Source organism: Flavobacterium sp. NPDC079362, assembly GCF_050267765.1.
In the GTDB taxonomy this organism is placed as follows: domain Bacteria; phylum Bacteroidota; class Bacteroidia; order Flavobacteriales; family Flavobacteriaceae; genus Flavobacterium; species Flavobacterium azizsancarii.
On the sequence record NZ_JBNNFM010000050.1, the window covers coordinates 1 to 16121 of the forward strand.

Sequence of the window (16121 nt, forward strand, 5' to 3'; positions counted from 1 at the left end):
AGCTCATTGATTACAGAAGAACCTATCGTTTGTGTTTGTTCTAAAACCAATCCTTTTATAGAAACCCTGAACAATCTTGCCTGAACATACTCCCATCCCCAACGTTTTTGTTTTTCGGCATTATGAAGCTTAATTTCCTGCATTCCGTTAATGAGCTCCATAACTTTGCTCTGCTCTTGCGAAACCTCTGCAAAACGTTTATAATCGAGAACTTCCCTGCGTTTTAAGAATAAGGTAATCCATCCAAAATAAAGAATACTTCCTGCAAAAAACACAAAAAATATCTGCAAATTAAAATAAGCCAAAACACCTCCCATAACAAACATATTGATTACAGAAAACAAAACGTTTAATGATGATGTAGTCAGAATTTTTTCGATTCTGCGATGATCATTAATACGCTGCATAATATCTCCGGTCATCCTTACATCAAAAAATGAAATAGGTAAATTCATCAATTTAATAAAAAAATCTGAAATCAGCGAAATATTAATTCGGGTAGAAAGATGAAGTAATATCCAACTCCTGATAAGCTCTAAACCTGTTCTTCCTGCAAAAAGAAATAATTGTGCAAAAAGAATGAGATAAATAAAATGAATATTCTGATTTTGAATACCAACATCAACAATACTTTGCGTTAAAAAAGGAAAAATTAGCTGTATCAAACTACTGGCCAACAAACCTATACTTAATTGGGTTAAAAATGATTTATATCGCAATACATATTTTGACAACAATTTAAACCCTAATCCGCTATTTTCTTCTTTATCAAATTCAGACTGAAAAAACTTTGGTGAAGCCTCCATTAACAAAGCAACGCCTTCTTGTGTTGAATCATCAGCATTATTTCCAATCCAGAATTTAAGAAAATCCTGTTTATTATATTCGATTAAGCCAAAAGCGGGATCAGAAACATAATAAATATTTCTTTTTATTTTGTAAAGTACTACATAATGATTTTTATTCCAGTGCAAGACACAAGGCAATGGTGCTTCTTCTAATCTTTCGAGATTTAATTTTACCCCTAAAGTTCGAAAACCAATTCTCTCAGCCGCATCACTTAAAAAAAGTAAATTACTTCCTTCACGAGTTGTTTCGCTAATATCTCTCAACTCCTGAATGTTGATTGTTTTCCCGTAATGTTTAGCAATTATCTTTAAACATGTAGGTCCACAATCTTTATAATCAGCTTGCTTATAATGGGTGAATTTTTTCAAGTTATATTTTTTATTCCAAAGCAATTTAAGATTAAATTTCTTTATTTAACATAAAAAAACAGAGAAGATTAATATCTTCTCTGTCAAGTATTTAAAAACATATTTATTAGAAATACAATTTCTGTAGGACATGGCACCGGCTAACCCTAACCAAATAAAAATCAAACCAGTGACCAATTTTCCTAAAGAATCCCAACACCAATCATCAATGTGGGGAAAATTGCTCAATGTTCCACGATCGAGCGCCTACAAATTAAAAAAAACATGACTAAATTCTAAAAAAGGCTGTATTGTATTTCTCTTAAAACGTTAAAAATTAACAACAAAGGCGACTTGTATCACAAATACCTGGCAACGTATTTACAGGACAAGTTTCGCCTACGGATATTAAAACGCACCCAGCTTCAATAGCATTTACCCAACATTCAGGAATTCCTCCTTTTATTGTTTTTTGCTCATTCTTGCTTATATGCTGCGCATTTTCTAAATTCAGAATTTTCTTTAACATCTTAATCTTCTACAATAAATATTGTTGTTCACAATCTAATTAAACTTATTATAACTTTTAATACACAATTAACACGGAGCCATTAATATTGAGCATTGATTTGGTCCTATATAAGCTGGTCTTAAGTTATATGGATAAGCTAAACATTGAGCTTCCGTAGCACGGAATACAACAAACTCATTACACTGACCATCTGGTGGAATACTTCCTCCTTTAATATTTTTTTGTTCACTTACAACTAACGTTTCAGCACCTTGTAAGTTTAATATTTTTTCTAACATGATATTTTGTTTTAAGTTATATGCAAATCCCGAATTTTATTCAAATAAAAACCTACGATTTCTAATATTTAGATAATTGATTTTCAGTTTAAGTACAGAGAAGCTTTTTAATTACACTTCTCTGATACTTGTAATTTTAATATCTGAATTAATCAGCATCTTTCTCCCAACATTTTTTACCATAAGGCTGATTTGGAGGACAAGGACCTCCACTACCACCTTCAATTGTCTTTTTTTCTTCTGTTGTTAATTTTTTTGTTCCTTCTTGATTTAAAATCTTTTCTAACATAATTGCTTAATTTATTTGTGAGTTTATACTTCAATCTTTTAAAGACATTTGAAGCCTCTGTCTATCCATTATATTCAAGAACATTCTCTAACATTTACTTACTATGCCGTCTTTTTTTCAAAAACTTCGATTTCTTCACTAAAATCATTTAAAAAATATTTCAATTCACTCAGTTCATATTCATTTGGAAATACTCTTTCGTTTACAATTTTAACTGGTGTATAATTAAAATTATTCTTAGAGCACCACTCATATTGTTTTTGTATTTCCTGAGTGATCATCATACTAACTGAATCAACATTCCATTTTTTCAACCATTTTTTCAGACCTGTTTTTTTAATATGCCAGTCTGAGATCGCTTCAACCGTTTTTCCCGGAGTGACCCTGTTTATAGTTAAAAGTCTTTCTACAACTGATTTATATGGATTCTCTCCATTTTCAGGATTAATATTGAACAAAATGTTTAGAAAAATTTTGTCCGGAAATCTTAAAACCAAATCAAATGCTTCCTGAAATGTTTTATGACAATGCTCGCAACTTGGGCTTATAATAATCGAAAGCTTTACTGCTGCATTTCTGTTTCCAAAAGTCAAACCTCTTAAATCATCGAATCCATTTGTATAAGGAACTTTTTTTGACAAGAAGTTTAATAATGAATAATTTCTTTTAAATTTTTTCATCTCTTTAAGGGAATTCTCACTACCCAAAACATTTTTTATCATCCCTTTTAATACTGTCCAAATAGGAATAAGAAGCACTACAGAGAATAAAAATGGAAATACATCATTGAAACTAAAACTCAACGTAAACAAATCTGATGCAAACCATATAACACTTTGTATAAAAATTAAAGCCGAAATCGCTAAGCACATTACGCACCATTTTTGAATTTCAAACTTTTGAATCCATATTGAGGATACAATTATCGGAATCGCCAATAAACTTAAAAATCCTATAAAAATGGCTGATTCTAATGGCTGAACCAATATGGCAATTAAACTTGAACCAAAGAAAATAAGCGGTAAATCTGAAAAATTAAGCCATTTATTTTCACTTCCTTCTTTAGAATTAATAACTGAATCACAAGATGAACTTGAACTAAGGTTACAAAATTTTGAAATAATACTGTTTTTAAAGCCCAATTTCTCCTGAATAATAAAAACACTCACCATAAATCCCAATACCGATGTCGTTAAAAAAACAAGACTAAAAGGATTATAGACATTATAGAAAACAGACAACCCAACTAAAAGTAAAAGAGGCAAAAAATATTTTAACCAACCAAACTCTATTTTTAAATTCTCTCTGGCAATAACATTATTAGGTTCTATTGCAACTATTACTCCATTCCAATCCAAAAGAAACTTTTCATACGACATTTTTAAACTTCCTTTTTTGATCGTATTAATACGAACGAAGTTTTTAGCCTTTTCTACCAATATAAGTTCGTCTTTAAAATATGCCAAAAAATTCGATGGCAAATCTACTATTTGTTCTTTCGAAACTCTTACCGCAGCATTCTCTACAGACAATAAATCTAAGGAGTCTGTTATGGCAAACAAACTAGGATAATTTGGATGAGAAAGAAACAAATCTTTAAACTCATTTTTAATTTCCGAGTATCTATTTATTTGTAGAAATTTTTGGACAAGTTTTAACATCTTTTCGAATCTTTAAAATCATAATTACACTGCAAATATTGTTGTTTTTACCGAGAAAAAAACCTCAACTACAGACATTTTATCAATTATACTACATACAATTTATAAATTATAGCAGTCTGAATAAAACACACAATCAACTGCTTAGCAACTAATTAGATCAATAAATCTTCATTCAAAAGCTTCAAAACCCTATTCTCGACTAAGCGTTTTGCTTTTTGTCTAGTTTTGATAAATCATTAACCCTAACACATAAAAACATGAAAAATCAAGCACTAAAATTCGAAGATTTTGAGAGCGAAAAATTATCTAAAAATCAACAAAAAACAATTCAGGGAGGTGAACCAGTTGATCCACTTAGAGGAACAGGAAATGGAAGTTTATAATCATTAACTGCCTATAAAAACACTAAAAAAACGAGTGATTAATTGGGAATTTTATACTCAAAAAAAACATATAAAAAATTACTTATGGCGAAAATAATTTTCCCCTGATCTGTACATCAAAAATATTTATATAACACTAAAAAAATAATAAATCATGACAACTACAAAACTAACATTCAAAGATTTCGAAATAGAAAAATTATCCAAAAATGAGCAAAAAACAGTTCGTGGTGGAGAAGATTCAGACCCATTAAGAGGAAACGGAAAAGGAAGTTTATAACAATTAAAAAAAATAAATCATGACAACTACAAAACTAACATTTGGAGATTTCGAAATAGAACAATTATCAAAAAATGAACAAAAAACAGTTCGTGGCGGAGACGACCGTTCAGAGCCTGTAGATCCGTTAAGAGGAAACGGAAAAGGAAGTTTATAACAATTAAAAAAAATAAATCATGACAACTACAAAACTAACATTTGGAGATTTCGAAATAGAACAATTATCAAAAAATGAACAAAAAACAGTTCGTGGCGGAGACGACCGTTCAGAGCCTGTAGATCCGCTAAGAGGAAACGGAAAAGGAAGCTTGTAACAACTTACAAATACATGAGAGAAATATCTACATGTATAAGTAATAATAAAACTCAAAACACTCAAAACAGAAGATAGTTTCTACGAAACTTGCTTTAAATATTATTCGCAAATTGAGCTGGAGATACTCCAGTTCTTTTGCGAAATGATTTTGCAAATGATACTGCGTTTTTAAACCCAACACTTTCGGCAATAGCCTGGGTAGAATATTTACGATACATATGATTGGTAATCATCTCATTAATAACATAATTAATCTTCAGTTCGTTGGAGTATTCACCAAAAGACTTTCCAAATCGTTTATTTACAACATACGATAAATAAGTTGTGTTTGTTTTTATTTTTTTAGCTACATAAGGCAAAGTAAAGTCGGCATTTAAGTATTCGAGTTTACTTTCCAGAGCTAGCAGTTTCTCTACTATCTTATTTTCTTTTGCTTCATCAATACTTAAATTGACATTTTCTTTCTTAAAATGAATCTCTTCAGGCTCCGGCTCTAAGACGACTTCCTCATTTTCAGCTAAACTTTTCTTCTCAAGGTTGGCTTTGAATTCTTCAATTAAGGCGTTCATCTTTTTATGTGCCTTATTTTTATCTCTTATGTTTTTAATCAGCAAAAATACAATAGCCACAAATAAAACAACGTAAAAAACTTTCAGCGCCTTATTCAAAAAAACATCATATTTATATTTCTCCTGAATAGTAACCATTTCATTGGTCAAATCTCCTACACCTAATTTATAGTTTACTTCTAAAATTTGATCATTTAATTTTGATTCTGATTTTTCATAATTATCCAGATAATTTTTTGAATGTTTGTAAGCGAGTTCAGGCTCTTTAAGTATATTATAAATCTTTGCCTGATAGTAATTTGATCTCAAATATTCACCTTCGTTAGTCTTTGTATTAGCTCCAATTGAATCAGATTTTTTAAAGAAAACTAATGCTTTATCATATTTTTTTGTCGTATAATAAAGGTCTCCCAAATTATAATTTGCAGTACATAATATATCTGGCATATTATTTTGGTGAGCAAGGAATATAATATCATAATATGTCTTCTCGGCATTTTTAAATTCTCTTAGTAAACTATATATATTACCTAAACTTAATTTTGCTACAATTTTATTATCCGGAAAATTTTGAGAATAACTAACCGTCTTTTTATAAAAATACTCAGCTGAATCCAGTAAAACTCTTTTCTGATCATCCTTCAAATAATAGGTTTCGTATGATCCTGCCAGACTAAGATTGATGTTACTCTTATTATTTAGATACTGTTCTCTTGTATAAACACTTTCATTTTTATCAACAAAATCATTAAGCTGCCTTAAATCTTTAATTGCCAAGCGATAATTACCTACTGCAATATTTATTGATGCTATATTGTTCTTAAATTTTACAATTTGAATAATATCCCTAATCTGTTGAGAAAGCTTAATACCCTGCTGATAACTTTCTATTGCTGCACTAAAATCATCTCTTTTCCATTCTGATAATCCGTTATAATTGTATAAAACAGATCTGAGTTGTGTTTTATCCTGACCGTCCGGCATTTTGTTCAGGTAAGTTAATGCCAGTTGATATTTTTCTTTAGATTTAGCTGAATTTCCTTTTAATTGTATTAGATAAGATAACACCCCATTTCCAAAAGCTAAATGTTTATTGTTATTTGACTTCACCATCTGATTAGCAAATACAATAGCACTATCTACATTAGCATTCGCCGTGAGACGAATTTTATCTTGTAATACTAAATACTCTTGTTCTGTCAAAGCATCTTTCTGTTGAGAAATTGCGGTATTCAGAACAAAAAAGAATAAAAAAGAGATGATCAGCCTCATTCATTTTGTTTTTTGAATCTCAAAAATAGCGCATATATTTTCAATAAACTAAAATAAATTACTGTTTATATTATTTTTCTTCTTTATCCGTTGTGTAAATATAACATTTTAACATTGTTTTGTTATATTTTTATTACGTAAATTTGTTTTTGTAAAACTATCAAAAAATGAAACCAGACTTATTTCAAGCTCCAGATTATTATAACCTAGATGATTTGTTGACAGACGAACATAAATTAGTTCGCGAATCAGCACGCGCATGGGTAAAAAGAGAAGTTTCTCCTATTATAGAAGAATATGCTCAAAAGGCTGAATTTCCAAAACAGATTATAAAAGGACTTGGAGAAATTGGAGGTTTCGGACCTTATATTCCAGTTGAATATGGTGGTGCGGGTTTAGACCAAATTTCATACGGTTTAATCATGCAGGAAATCGAACGTGGTGATTCTGGTGTCAGATCTACCTCATCTGTTCAATCCTCATTGGTAATGTATCCTATTTGGAAATATGGAAATGAAGAACAGCGAATGAAATATTTACCAAAACTGGCTACAGGAGAATTCATGGGCTGTTTTGGTTTGACTGAACCTGATCATGGTTCTGATCCCGGAAGCATGATTACCAATTTTAAGGACAAAGGGGATCATTATCTTTTGAATGGTGCTAAAATGTGGATTTCGAATGCTCCTTTTGCTGATATTGCTGTAGTTTGGGCAAAAGATGAAACAGGAAGAATTCACGGATTAATTGTTGAGCGTGGTATGGAGGGTTTTACAACTCCCGAAACACACAATAAATGGTCACTTCGCGCATCATCTACAGGAGAATTGATTTTTGATAATGTAAAAGTTCCTAAAGAAAATCTTTTACCTAACAAATCCGGTTTAGGTGCGCCACTTGGATGCTTAGATTCAGCACGATACGGGATTGCCTGGGGAGCAATTGGTGCAGCGATGGATTGTTATGATACTGCCTTAAGATATGCCAAAGAAAGAATTCAGTTTGGGAAACCAATTGGAGGAACTCAACTGCAACAAAAAAAATTAGCCGAAATGATTACTGAAATCACAAAAGCGCAATTATTAACCTGGCGTTTAGGCGTTTTGAGAAACGAAGGAAAAGCCACAACGGCACAAATCTCAATGGCAAAACGTAATAATGTAGATATGGCAATTCATATTGCCCGCGAAGCGAGACAAATGTTAGGCGGAATGGGTATTACTGGCGAATACTCGATTATGCGCCACATGATGAACCTCGAAAGTGTTATTACTTATGAAGGAACTCATGACATTCATTTATTGATAACAGGAATGGATGTTACTGGAATTCCAGCTTTTAAATAGTAAACAACTATTAAAATATATACAAAATCAATACAAAAAGCTTCTTGTAACCGAGAAGCTTTTTATATTTGCACAAAATTTACTAAAATGAATATTGAAACTATACACAATAGCATTCAACCTCAAAAAGATCAACTTTTACAACATTCTTTATACAATAAAATCCAGAATATTGATGATTTACATAGTTTCTTAGAAAGTCACGTCTTTGCTGTTTGGGATTTTATGTCGCTTTTAAAAGCTTTGCAATCTAAACTTACTTGTACAACAACACCTTGGTTTGCAACAAAAAACCCAGAAACAAGATACTTAATCAATGAAATTGTTCTTGCCGAAGAAACAGATTTAAGCATTGACGGAAGAAGATTAAGTCACTACGAAATGTACATTGAAGCAATGGAGGATTGTGGTGCGGATATCAATGGAATTAACGCATTTTTATCTGAAGTAAATTCACTTCATAACATATTTGTTGCCATAAAACAGAGCTCATTACATCCTAATACAAAAGCATTTCTGGACTTTACTTTTAGAGTTATCGAAGAAGGAAAACCTCATGAAATTGCCGCTGCATTTACTTTTGGAAGAGAAGATTTAATACCAAGTATGTTTACTGCGATTCTGAAAAACTTCCAAAAAAACTTACCCGAAGTCGATTTGAGCAAATTGCTTTACTATTTCGAAAGACACATAGAATTGGATGCAGATGAACACGGGCCAATGGCAATGCAAATGATTACTGATCTGTGTGAAGATGATGCTCAAAAATGGAAAGAAGTGGAAGAAATTTCGATCCTGGCATTAGAAAAACGTATTGGACTCTGGAATGCTATCGAAGAAGAAATTGTGATGAAAACAGAAATGGCATAAAAACCAAGACAAGTTATTTAACGTAACTATTTGTTTAAAATGAACCGAAACTTAATTTATCTAAATTATGAAAACGCATTTCAAACAAATAGTTATTGTTATTCTCTCTATATTTCTCTTAAGCTGTAACTCTGAAGATACAGCTCCAAAAATTGCCGTTACCCCACCACAACCTTCTCTACCTCCCGTAACACAAGTTCCCACTACTCCAATTTCTGGTTCTATAAAGTATCTGGCTTTAGGCGACAGTTATACTATTGGTCAAAGTGTTTGCGAAACCTGTCGTTTTCCGGAACAGCTAAAAGCGAGTCTGAAAAAGATTTATTCTCAAACTGATTTTTCATTAAAAGTAATTGCACGAACAGGCTGGACCACATCGAACTTAATTTCAGCCATAAATAACGAAAATCCAGATCCTAATTATGATTTGGTAACATTATTAATAGGTGTAAATAATCAATATCAAGGCATCGATTTTTCTGTTTATCAAAAAGAGTTTCCTGTTTAATTAAACAAGGCCATAGCACTGGCGAAAGGCGATAAAAAAAATGTAATTGTGTTGTCAATTCCTGACTATGCCTATACTCCATTTGCCTCTACTTACAGTGCGGGAAACCGAATGAAAATTTCTACTGAACTAGACCAATACAATACTTTTGCTGAGAACACGTGCATAAGCAATGGGGTAAGCTTTATTTCGATAACAGATATTACGCGCCAAGGTCTTAGCAATCGTACTTTAGTTGCCTCAGACGGCCTACATCCTTCAGAAACAGCTTATAAAATGTTTACAGATCGCATTATTCCTAAAGTAAAAATGATTTTACAAGATTAATTGAAAAATGAATATCGAAAAAATATTGCTTAATTTTGTAGAAAGTTGATTCATACGTGGTTCAAACTCTAAAAACAGAATTAAAAAAATGTTATGCAATAAACGGCTCAGGAACTAATAGTAATCATTGATCCACAAAAAGATTTTACTGATCTTGAAGGCGCTTATGCAAAAAATCATAGCATTACTCAAATACAAGAAGTTAAGGCAAGAATAAACATATTAACGAAAAGACTAGACAAGAATAGATTTGTAATTATTTATTCAAATTATCAAAAAGATCAATTCGGAGACGGAATTTTGATGTGTCTGAAAAGTACAAAAGGTCATGATATTGACATTGCTTTTGATGATGCTGCCCGGTTAATTTCAAAAATACAACACAGCAGTTTTTCATCAGAGGAATTTAAAACTTATCTAAAAGACAATCGCATTCGCACTCTTATATTATGTGGCTTTTTAGCAGAATATTGTATCAGGCAAACTGCAATTGATGCTCTGGAAAACGGATATGATGTAAAGCTTCTAAAAGAATTTATAGGAACAGGAGATGATGTGCAACACAGGAAACAAGCGATGTTGTACGACTTAGAAAACAAAGGAGCAACAACAATCAACGGTATTTTCGATTGTGAATAATAATTAATCATGCAAGTTTCACCACCAAAAGAATTAGCGCCTTATATCAAACATTATCTTTTTTTAGATAATGCAGCAACTGATATCCAAAAGCTTCGCTTATTTTCTGATGGCAATACTGGTATCGTATTTTCTTTAAAAAGTAAGCTTATTTCGGGATTTAGTGATTATAATGTAAAAGATTATTTACCTGATTCTTTTTTATACGGACAACTCAATGGCTTTAAAGACATTTATTCTGACAATGCAATCAAGTTGATAATTGTTGTTTTGCAACCCAACGGAATACATCAATTATTAGGCATTCCTGCCAATGAATTTCAGGATTCTATTATTGACATTGATAATGTATTTGGTCAAAAAGGTTTAGATCTTCAGGAAAAATTATCTGAAGAAATTAATAATCAGGCAAGGATTGAATTTTTAAATCATTTTTTCAGGAATCTTATTGCTAAAAAACCACAATCTGACCAAAAGATTATAAAAAGTTCATTAGATTTTATAATTGCTCATAAAGGATATTTTTCCCTAAAACAATTAGTCGATTATACAGGTTATACTGAAAGACATCTTGAAAGGAAATTTAAGGAATGCGTTGGACTGAACCCGAAAAAATTTGGCAACGTTATACGACTACATCATTTTCTAAAACTCTTAAAAGACAAATCTGAAGATACTACTCTTACTACAATTTGTTACGATGCCGGATTTTCAGATCAGTCGCATCTGATTAAAGAATTCAGGAAACATACGGGAATATCGCCAAGAGAGTATTTATATAGTACTGGAAAATTAACCAACAATCTTATAAAAACTTTTCCTCCGGTTATTGTTTAAAATGTCGGTTTTATACAATTTAGAAAATATTATCAATGCTACTTTTGACTTTAATAAATAGCATACGATATGAAAAATCTAAAAATAGCCACAGCACAGTTTGAAAATAAAAGCGGTGACAAAAAATACAACTTATCTGTAATTGAGAAACTTTCGAAAAAAGCTGCCAACGAAGGTTGCGATGTAATTTCGTTTCATGAATGTTCTATCACCGGATATACTTTTGCCAGACATTTATCGAAAGAACAAATGCTGGAAATAGCCGAAATTATCCCAAGTGGAGAAAGCATTCTTAAACTTACGGAGATTGCTAAAAACAATGACATCGTAATTCTGGCAGGATTATTTGAAAAGGATGAAAACAGCAATCTTTTCAAAGCTTACGTTTGTGTGGATAAAAATGGTTTAGTAGCCAAATACAGAAAACTACATCCGTTTATTAATCCGTATCTGACGCCTGGAGATCGTTATTGCATCTTTGAAATTAAGGGTTGGAAGTGCGGAATCCTCATTTGTTATGACAATAACATTATCGAAAACGTTCGTGCGACGAAACTTCTTGGTGCTGATATTATTTTTATGCCTCATGTTACGATGTGTACACCTTCTACCCGACCTGGCGCTGGTTTTGTTGCACCTGAACTTTGGGTAAACCGCGAAGCTGATCCCACTTCTTTACGATTAGAATTCGACGGAATGAAAGGCAGAGACTGGCTTATGAAGTGGCTTCCGGCAAGAGCATATGACAATGCAATTTATGCGGTATTTTCTAACCCAATTGGCATGGATGATGACCAGCTAAAAAATGGCTGTTCTATGATTGTAGATCCCTTTGGAGATATTTTGACTGAATGCAGTTCTTTTGATGACTCTTTTGCAACTGCAGTAATTACACCCGAAAAATGCATTCAGGCTGGAGGGAATCGTTATATAAAAGCGAGAAGACCAGAATTATACCGCGATATTATTGGGCAAGATCATAAATCTGAACAAAATGTCGTTTGGTTAAACGCTGACGAAAAAAGTTAAAACTAACAATTTATCAGACTTTAAGCAAATGAAAGATTTACCTTTGCAGGATTCATTAATCTACAGTATACCCTTTAATAATGGAATTTTTTAAAACTACAAATGAAGATATCGACGCCGTTTTCGATATTTACAATCAAGCTACATCTTATCAAAAAACGGTCAATAATAAAAGCTGGAGAGGTTTTGAGAGAGCACTTATAGAAAAAGAAATCGCCGAGGATCGTCATTTTATCATCAAAGAAGGCGAAGAAGTTGCCTGTACATTTGTACTTACTTTTAATGATTTGATTATCTGGAAAGAAGCCAGTAAAGATTCGGCCGTATATCTTCATAGAATTGCTACAAACCCAAAATTCAGAGGACAATCGTATGTCAAAAAAATCATCGAATGGGTTAAAACATATGCTAAAGAAAATAATAAGGAATACATTCGTCTTGACACACATAGTGGCAACGAGAGAATAAACCAATATTATACAAGTTGCGGTTTTGACTATAAAGGTATCAGCACTATAGAATGGACTAGCGAATTACCGGAACATTATAAAGAAGGCTCTTTTAGTTTGTTTGAGATTAAGCTGTAAGCCTTTAATTAAAAAACCTAAAATGAGCGAACAAGATTATTTAACAAAAAATGTTTTCATTGGACTTAAAAATCTTAATAATGGATTTGATGCTGAATCTATATATTATTTCTCTGAAAACGATTTTGAAATAGTTCTTGACAGGGCCGAAAAAATTGGCATTCAAATTTTAGGAATTGAACCTTGGCAAAACGGAGAATTTTACGATGTTCTTACAGCAGAAGATTTTACCTCTGATCCTGAGTGGTATCGAAAAGCATTCTTTAAATTTAAAGAAAGGGAAGAAAATCTTCAGTATTCTGCTAGTTACAAAATACCTTTTACGCTGCCAAAGAAATAAAAACTGATTTTTTCAATACAACAAAGCCCTTGTGAATATATTTCTACAAGGGTTTTCTATTTTATAAATCATAAGAAAAATCCTAAATTTAAAATGATGTGGTTTTGAGTATTCACGTTGTTTTTATATTATAATTTCACTTATTATATTTAAACCAAAGACATTAAATTCAGTTAGTTTATATTTGGATAAATGCGTGCGAAAACATGAGTGAAAAAAAGATAATTCTGCCTGATTCTGTGATTTTTCCAGAACGAAACAAAGCAAATCATAATGATGAATTGCTGCTTGTTAACAAAAGGCTTGCTCAACAAATCGAAGAGCGAAAAAAACGTGCTGCAGAATTAATCATTGCCAATACTGAATTGGCTTTCCAAAACAAAGAAAAAGAAAAACGTGCCGCTGAATTGGTTATCGCCAATGCTGAATTAGCGTATCAAAATCAGGAAAAGGAAGATCGCGCTGCTGAACTTGTTATTGCAAATACTGAATTAGCGTATCAAAATAAAGAGAAACAAAAACGCGCAGATGAATTAAGCATTGCTAATTCTGAACTACTTTTTCAGAACAAGGAAAAAGAAAAACGTGCTGCTGAACTTGTCATTGCAAATGCTGAACTGGCTTATCAAAACCAGGAAAAAGAAGATCGTGCTGCTGAACTTGTTATTGCGAATAAGGAATTGACTTTTCAAAATAAAGAAAAAGAAAAACGTGCCGCTGAACTTGTTATTGCAAACACGGAATTAGCATATCAAAATAAAGAGAAACAAAAACGGGCAGATGAATTGAGCATTGCCAACTCTGAACTTCTATATCAGAACAAGGAAAAAGAAAAACGTGCCGCTGAATTGGTTATTGCAAATGCAGAACTGGCGTATCAAAATCAGGAAAAAGAAGATCGCGCTGCTGAACTTGTTATTGCAAATAAGGAACTGACTTTTCAAAATAAAGAAAAAGAAAAACGCGCTGCTGAACTTGTTATTGCAAATACAGAACTAGCGTATCAGAATAAAGAAAAAGAGAAGCGTGCTGCCGAGCTTCTAATCGCAAATGCTGAACTTACTTTTCAGAACAATGAAAAGGAAAAACGCGCCGCCGAACTAATTCTCGCCAATAACGAACTTGAAGCTTTCACTTATATTTCAAGTCATCACTTGCAGGAGCCTTTAAGGAAAATACAGGTTTTTTCAGACCGGATCTCTACAGATGAACATCACAATTTAACTGATAAGGGAAGATATTATTTTGAGCGAATAGAAGTTGCCGCTTTTCATATGCAGGCGCTCATAAACGATTTATTGACTTATTCGAGAACTAGTGTAACTGAAAAGAAATTTGAAAACTTAAATCTTAATACTATTATAAATAAAGTACAAGAAGATTTAAAAGAAGAAATAATAGCAAAGAAAGCAATTATCGAAATATTCGGAGATTGTAATGCCTTTATAATTCCGTCCCAGTTTCAGCAGTTGGTTTATAATTTATTGAGTAACTCACTTAAATTTTCAAAAAAAGCAGAAATCCCACATATTGTTATAAAAAGTTTTTACACAAAACCTAAAACAAAAAAACTTCAGTCAACGAATTACTGCCATATTACGATTAGCGATAATGGTATTGGATTTGACTCACAATTTGAAAGTCGGGTTTTCGAAATGTTTCAGCAACTTAATAATAAAGCAGATTATAAAGGAACGGGAATTGGTCTTGCGATTGTAAAAAAGATTGTAGAAAACCATAACGGAATTATTACGGCGACCGGTAAACTTGATCACGGTGCCAAATTCGATATTTATATTCCTGTCGTATAAATAAAAAAAACTTTTACATAGAGAATAGCTTTATTTCTTCACTAAAATTGACTTGCATAAATGGCTGGATAGTCCCTTTGAGAAACATTTACAGCCTCCCGTCAAAAAACACTCAACGGCTTTTTTCTAAAAAAAACTTCTTTCAATCGCTCAACTAGACGAAACGGCCTGATTTTGTGGCTAAAAAAAAATTAAAGAGCCTCATTTATCCCAAAATTTTTGTTAAAAATCACTTTTTAAAGTAAGTTATTAAGTACTAATTATTAATTAGTAAGTACTTAAAATGTAGTTTGTCGATTATAATTACATCTTGTCTGAAACTTGATAATTTGTATATTAAATGTGAAATTACATTCTACATTTGCACTGAAAATAAACAAAATAACAAATTTAATTTTAGTAAAATTCCCAATGAAAAAAATAATTTTAGCCTCTATTCTTATGTTAGGCCTTGTTACAGTAAATGCTCAAAATGTTACATTAAATGTAAACTTAAAACCTATCCAGACCTTAGTGGTTAGTCCTTCACTAAAAGTTGTAAATCTTACTTATGCAACTACAGATGATTACAAAAATGGTGTGTCTTCAATAAATACAGATCAATTAAGTATTTACAGTACCGGAGGTTTTCAGGTAAGAGTAAAAAGCGCAAGTGCTACAATGCTAAACGGAGGTAAGATAATAGATGCTAATACTATTCAAATTAAAGCAACTGCCGGTTCTGATGCTATAAACGGTGCTCAATATACTCAAAACGTTCAATTATCAAACACTGATGCTACTTTGGTAACTTCTACAAAAGGTGGAGTAGACAAAAAGATTAGTATTGAGTATAAAGGTGCAGGTGCTAATACTTATATTGACAACTATGTTCCAGGACAAAATCCTACAGTTTATACTACTGAACTTACCTATACTATTGTAAGTCAATAATAACATAAGGTGAAATAAATAAAAAAAATGTCACAAGAAATTGTGGCATTTTTTATTTAGTTAACTTTGCTTTACTTCAATTAATCTCCCAACAGATTTTTTTAACCTACTTAAA

Annotated in this window: 20 protein-coding genes; 15 read left to right on the forward strand and 5 right to left on the reverse strand. The window is 31.8% G+C overall.

Features of this window, described 5'->3' with window-relative positions:
* The 4 genes from ACQKCJ_RS23240 to ACQKCJ_RS23255 form a co-directional block, all read right to left on the reverse strand.
* The coding region (locus ACQKCJ_RS23240; protein ID WP_427403025.1) for a cysteine peptidase family C39 domain-containing protein at positions 1-1217 on the reverse strand (1217 nt) is incomplete at its 3' end.
* A 576-nt stretch (positions 1218-1793) separates the two neighbouring features.
* Positions 1794-2006: a hypothetical protein gene (locus ACQKCJ_RS23245; protein ID WP_271338379.1), complete on the reverse strand. Its 213-nt coding sequence runs from the start codon at positions 2004-2006 to the stop codon at positions 1794-1796.
* Between the two features lie 148 nt (positions 2007-2154).
* Positions 2155-2295 (reverse strand): hypothetical protein, encoded by a 141-nt coding sequence (locus ACQKCJ_RS23250; protein WP_271338378.1) that lies wholly within the window; start codon positions 2293-2295, stop codon positions 2155-2157.
* A 101-nt stretch (positions 2296-2396) separates the two neighbouring features.
* Entirely contained in the window at positions 2397-3956 is a 1560-nt protein-coding gene (locus ACQKCJ_RS23255) for a vitamin K epoxide reductase family protein (RefSeq protein ID WP_271338377.1), read from the reverse strand.
* Between the two features lie 260 nt (positions 3957-4216).
* Between ACQKCJ_RS23255 and ACQKCJ_RS23260 the strand changes: the two genes are divergently transcribed.
* From ACQKCJ_RS23260 to ACQKCJ_RS23275, 4 genes are all read left to right on the forward strand, one after another.
* The gene (locus ACQKCJ_RS23260; RefSeq protein ID WP_427403026.1) at positions 4217-4342 is read left to right on the forward strand and encodes an rSAM-modified peptide; all 126 of its coding nucleotides are present in this window, start codon (positions 4217-4219) and stop codon (positions 4340-4342) included.
* 154 nt (positions 4343-4496) lie between these two features.
* Positions 4497-4622, forward strand: coding sequence for an rSAM-modified peptide (locus ACQKCJ_RS23265; RefSeq protein WP_271338375.1), 126 nt, complete (start codon positions 4497-4499; stop codon positions 4620-4622).
* Positions 4623-4641: 19 nt separating this feature from the next.
* Positions 4642-4779 carry an rSAM-modified peptide gene (locus ACQKCJ_RS23270; protein WP_271338374.1) on the forward strand — a complete coding sequence of 46 codons (138 nt, stop codon included), beginning with the start codon at positions 4642-4644 and terminating at the stop codon, positions 4777-4779.
* Between the two features lie 19 nt (positions 4780-4798).
* Positions 4799-4936 carry an rSAM-modified peptide gene (locus tag ACQKCJ_RS23275; RefSeq protein WP_271338374.1) on the forward strand — a complete coding sequence of 46 codons (138 nt, stop codon included), beginning with the start codon at positions 4799-4801 and terminating at the stop codon, positions 4934-4936.
* A 94-nt stretch (positions 4937-5030) separates the two neighbouring features.
* Here ACQKCJ_RS23275 and ACQKCJ_RS23280 read toward each other — a convergent pair whose 3' ends face one another.
* Entirely contained in the window at positions 5031-6779 is a 1749-nt protein-coding gene (locus ACQKCJ_RS23280; protein WP_271338373.1) for an AraC family transcriptional regulator, read from the reverse strand.
* Positions 6780-6946: 167 nt separating this feature from the next.
* Here ACQKCJ_RS23280 and ACQKCJ_RS23285 point away from each other — a divergent pair, with 167 nt between their 5' ends.
* From ACQKCJ_RS23285 to ACQKCJ_RS23335, 11 genes are all read left to right on the forward strand, one after another.
* Entirely contained in the window at positions 6947-8125 is a 1179-nt protein-coding gene (locus tag ACQKCJ_RS23285; protein WP_213295687.1) for an acyl-CoA dehydrogenase family protein, read from the forward strand.
* 87 nt (positions 8126-8212) lie between these two features.
* Positions 8213-8995: a DUF3050 domain-containing protein gene (locus ACQKCJ_RS23290; protein WP_427403027.1), complete on the forward strand. Its 783-nt coding sequence runs from the start codon at positions 8213-8215 to the stop codon at positions 8993-8995.
* A gap of 67 nt (positions 8996-9062) precedes the next feature.
* Entirely contained in the window at positions 9063-9503 is a 441-nt protein-coding gene (locus ACQKCJ_RS23295) for a hypothetical protein (protein WP_427403028.1), read from the forward strand.
* Between the two features lie 48 nt (positions 9504-9551).
* Entirely contained in the window at positions 9552-9830 is a 279-nt protein-coding gene (locus ACQKCJ_RS23300) for a hypothetical protein (protein ID WP_427403029.1), read from the forward strand.
* 126 nt (positions 9831-9956) lie between these two features.
* Positions 9957-10469, forward strand: coding sequence for a cysteine hydrolase family protein (locus tag ACQKCJ_RS23305; RefSeq protein WP_427403039.1), 513 nt, complete (start codon positions 9957-9959; stop codon positions 10467-10469).
* 9 nt (positions 10470-10478) lie between these two features.
* Positions 10479-11306 carry an AraC family transcriptional regulator gene (locus tag ACQKCJ_RS23310; protein ID WP_427403030.1) on the forward strand — a complete coding sequence of 276 codons (828 nt, stop codon included), beginning with the start codon at positions 10479-10481 and terminating at the stop codon, positions 11304-11306.
* Positions 11307-11375: 69 nt separating this feature from the next.
* Positions 11376-12335, forward strand: a complete 960-nt coding sequence (locus ACQKCJ_RS23315) for a nitrilase family protein (RefSeq protein ID WP_427403031.1) — start codon at positions 11376-11378, stop codon at positions 12333-12335.
* Positions 12336-12415: 80 nt separating this feature from the next.
* Positions 12416-12922, forward strand: coding sequence for a GNAT family N-acetyltransferase (locus ACQKCJ_RS23320; RefSeq protein WP_427403032.1), 507 nt, complete (start codon positions 12416-12418; stop codon positions 12920-12922).
* 22 nt (positions 12923-12944) lie between these two features.
* The gene (locus ACQKCJ_RS23325; RefSeq protein ID WP_427403033.1) at positions 12945-13262 is read left to right on the forward strand and encodes a hypothetical protein; all 318 of its coding nucleotides are present in this window, start codon (positions 12945-12947) and stop codon (positions 13260-13262) included.
* A gap of 206 nt (positions 13263-13468) precedes the next feature.
* Complete coding sequence (locus ACQKCJ_RS23330; protein WP_427403034.1) at positions 13469-15073, forward strand: sensor histidine kinase; 1605 nt, start codon at positions 13469-13471, stop codon at positions 15071-15073.
* A 411-nt stretch (positions 15074-15484) separates the two neighbouring features.
* Positions 15485-16006: a hypothetical protein gene (locus ACQKCJ_RS23335; RefSeq protein WP_271338364.1), complete on the forward strand. Its 522-nt coding sequence runs from the start codon at positions 15485-15487 to the stop codon at positions 16004-16006.
* The last annotated feature ends 115 nt before the right edge of the window (positions 16007-16121 follow it).

Bases quoted from the DNA above. Each gene is read 5' to 3' on its own strand.
- ACQKCJ_RS23245 (WP_271338379.1), bottom strand. From the start codon at position 2,006: ATGTTAGAAAAAATATTAAACTTACAAGGTGCTGAAACGTTAGTTGTA.
- ACQKCJ_RS23250 (WP_271338378.1), bottom strand. From the start codon at position 2,295: ATGTTAGAAAAGATTTTAAATCAAGAAGGAACAAAAAAATTAACAACA.
- ACQKCJ_RS23255 (WP_271338377.1), bottom strand. From the start codon at position 3,956: ATGTTAAAACTTGTCCAAAAATTTCTACAAATAAATAGATACTCGGAA.
- ACQKCJ_RS23260 (WP_427403026.1), top strand. From the start codon at position 4,217: ATGAAAAATCAAGCACTAAAATTCGAAGATTTTGAGAGCGAAAAATTA.
- ACQKCJ_RS23265 (WP_271338375.1), top strand. From the start codon at position 4,497: ATGACAACTACAAAACTAACATTCAAAGATTTCGAAATAGAAAAATTA.
- ACQKCJ_RS23270 (WP_271338374.1), top strand. From the start codon at position 4,642: ATGACAACTACAAAACTAACATTTGGAGATTTCGAAATAGAACAATTA.
- ACQKCJ_RS23275 (WP_271338374.1), top strand. From the start codon at position 4,799: ATGACAACTACAAAACTAACATTTGGAGATTTCGAAATAGAACAATTA.
- ACQKCJ_RS23280 (WP_271338373.1), bottom strand. From the start codon at position 6,779: ATGAGGCTGATCATCTCTTTTTTATTCTTTTTTGTTCTGAATACCGCA.
- ACQKCJ_RS23285 (WP_213295687.1), top strand. From the start codon at position 6,947: ATGAAACCAGACTTATTTCAAGCTCCAGATTATTATAACCTAGATGAT.
- ACQKCJ_RS23290 (WP_427403027.1), top strand. From the start codon at position 8,213: ATGAATATTGAAACTATACACAATAGCATTCAACCTCAAAAAGATCAA.
- ACQKCJ_RS23295 (WP_427403028.1), top strand. From the start codon at position 9,063: ATGAAAACGCATTTCAAACAAATAGTTATTGTTATTCTCTCTATATTT.
- ACQKCJ_RS23310 (WP_427403030.1), top strand. From the start codon at position 10,479: ATGCAAGTTTCACCACCAAAAGAATTAGCGCCTTATATCAAACATTAT.
- ACQKCJ_RS23315 (WP_427403031.1), top strand. From the start codon at position 11,376: ATGAAAAATCTAAAAATAGCCACAGCACAGTTTGAAAATAAAAGCGGT.
- ACQKCJ_RS23320 (WP_427403032.1), top strand. From the start codon at position 12,416: ATGGAATTTTTTAAAACTACAAATGAAGATATCGACGCCGTTTTCGAT.
- ACQKCJ_RS23325 (WP_427403033.1), top strand. From the start codon at position 12,945: ATGAGCGAACAAGATTATTTAACAAAAAATGTTTTCATTGGACTTAAA.
- ACQKCJ_RS23330 (WP_427403034.1), top strand. From the start codon at position 13,469: ATGAGTGAAAAAAAGATAATTCTGCCTGATTCTGTGATTTTTCCAGAA.
- ACQKCJ_RS23335 (WP_271338364.1), top strand. From the start codon at position 15,485: ATGAAAAAAATAATTTTAGCCTCTATTCTTATGTTAGGCCTTGTTACA.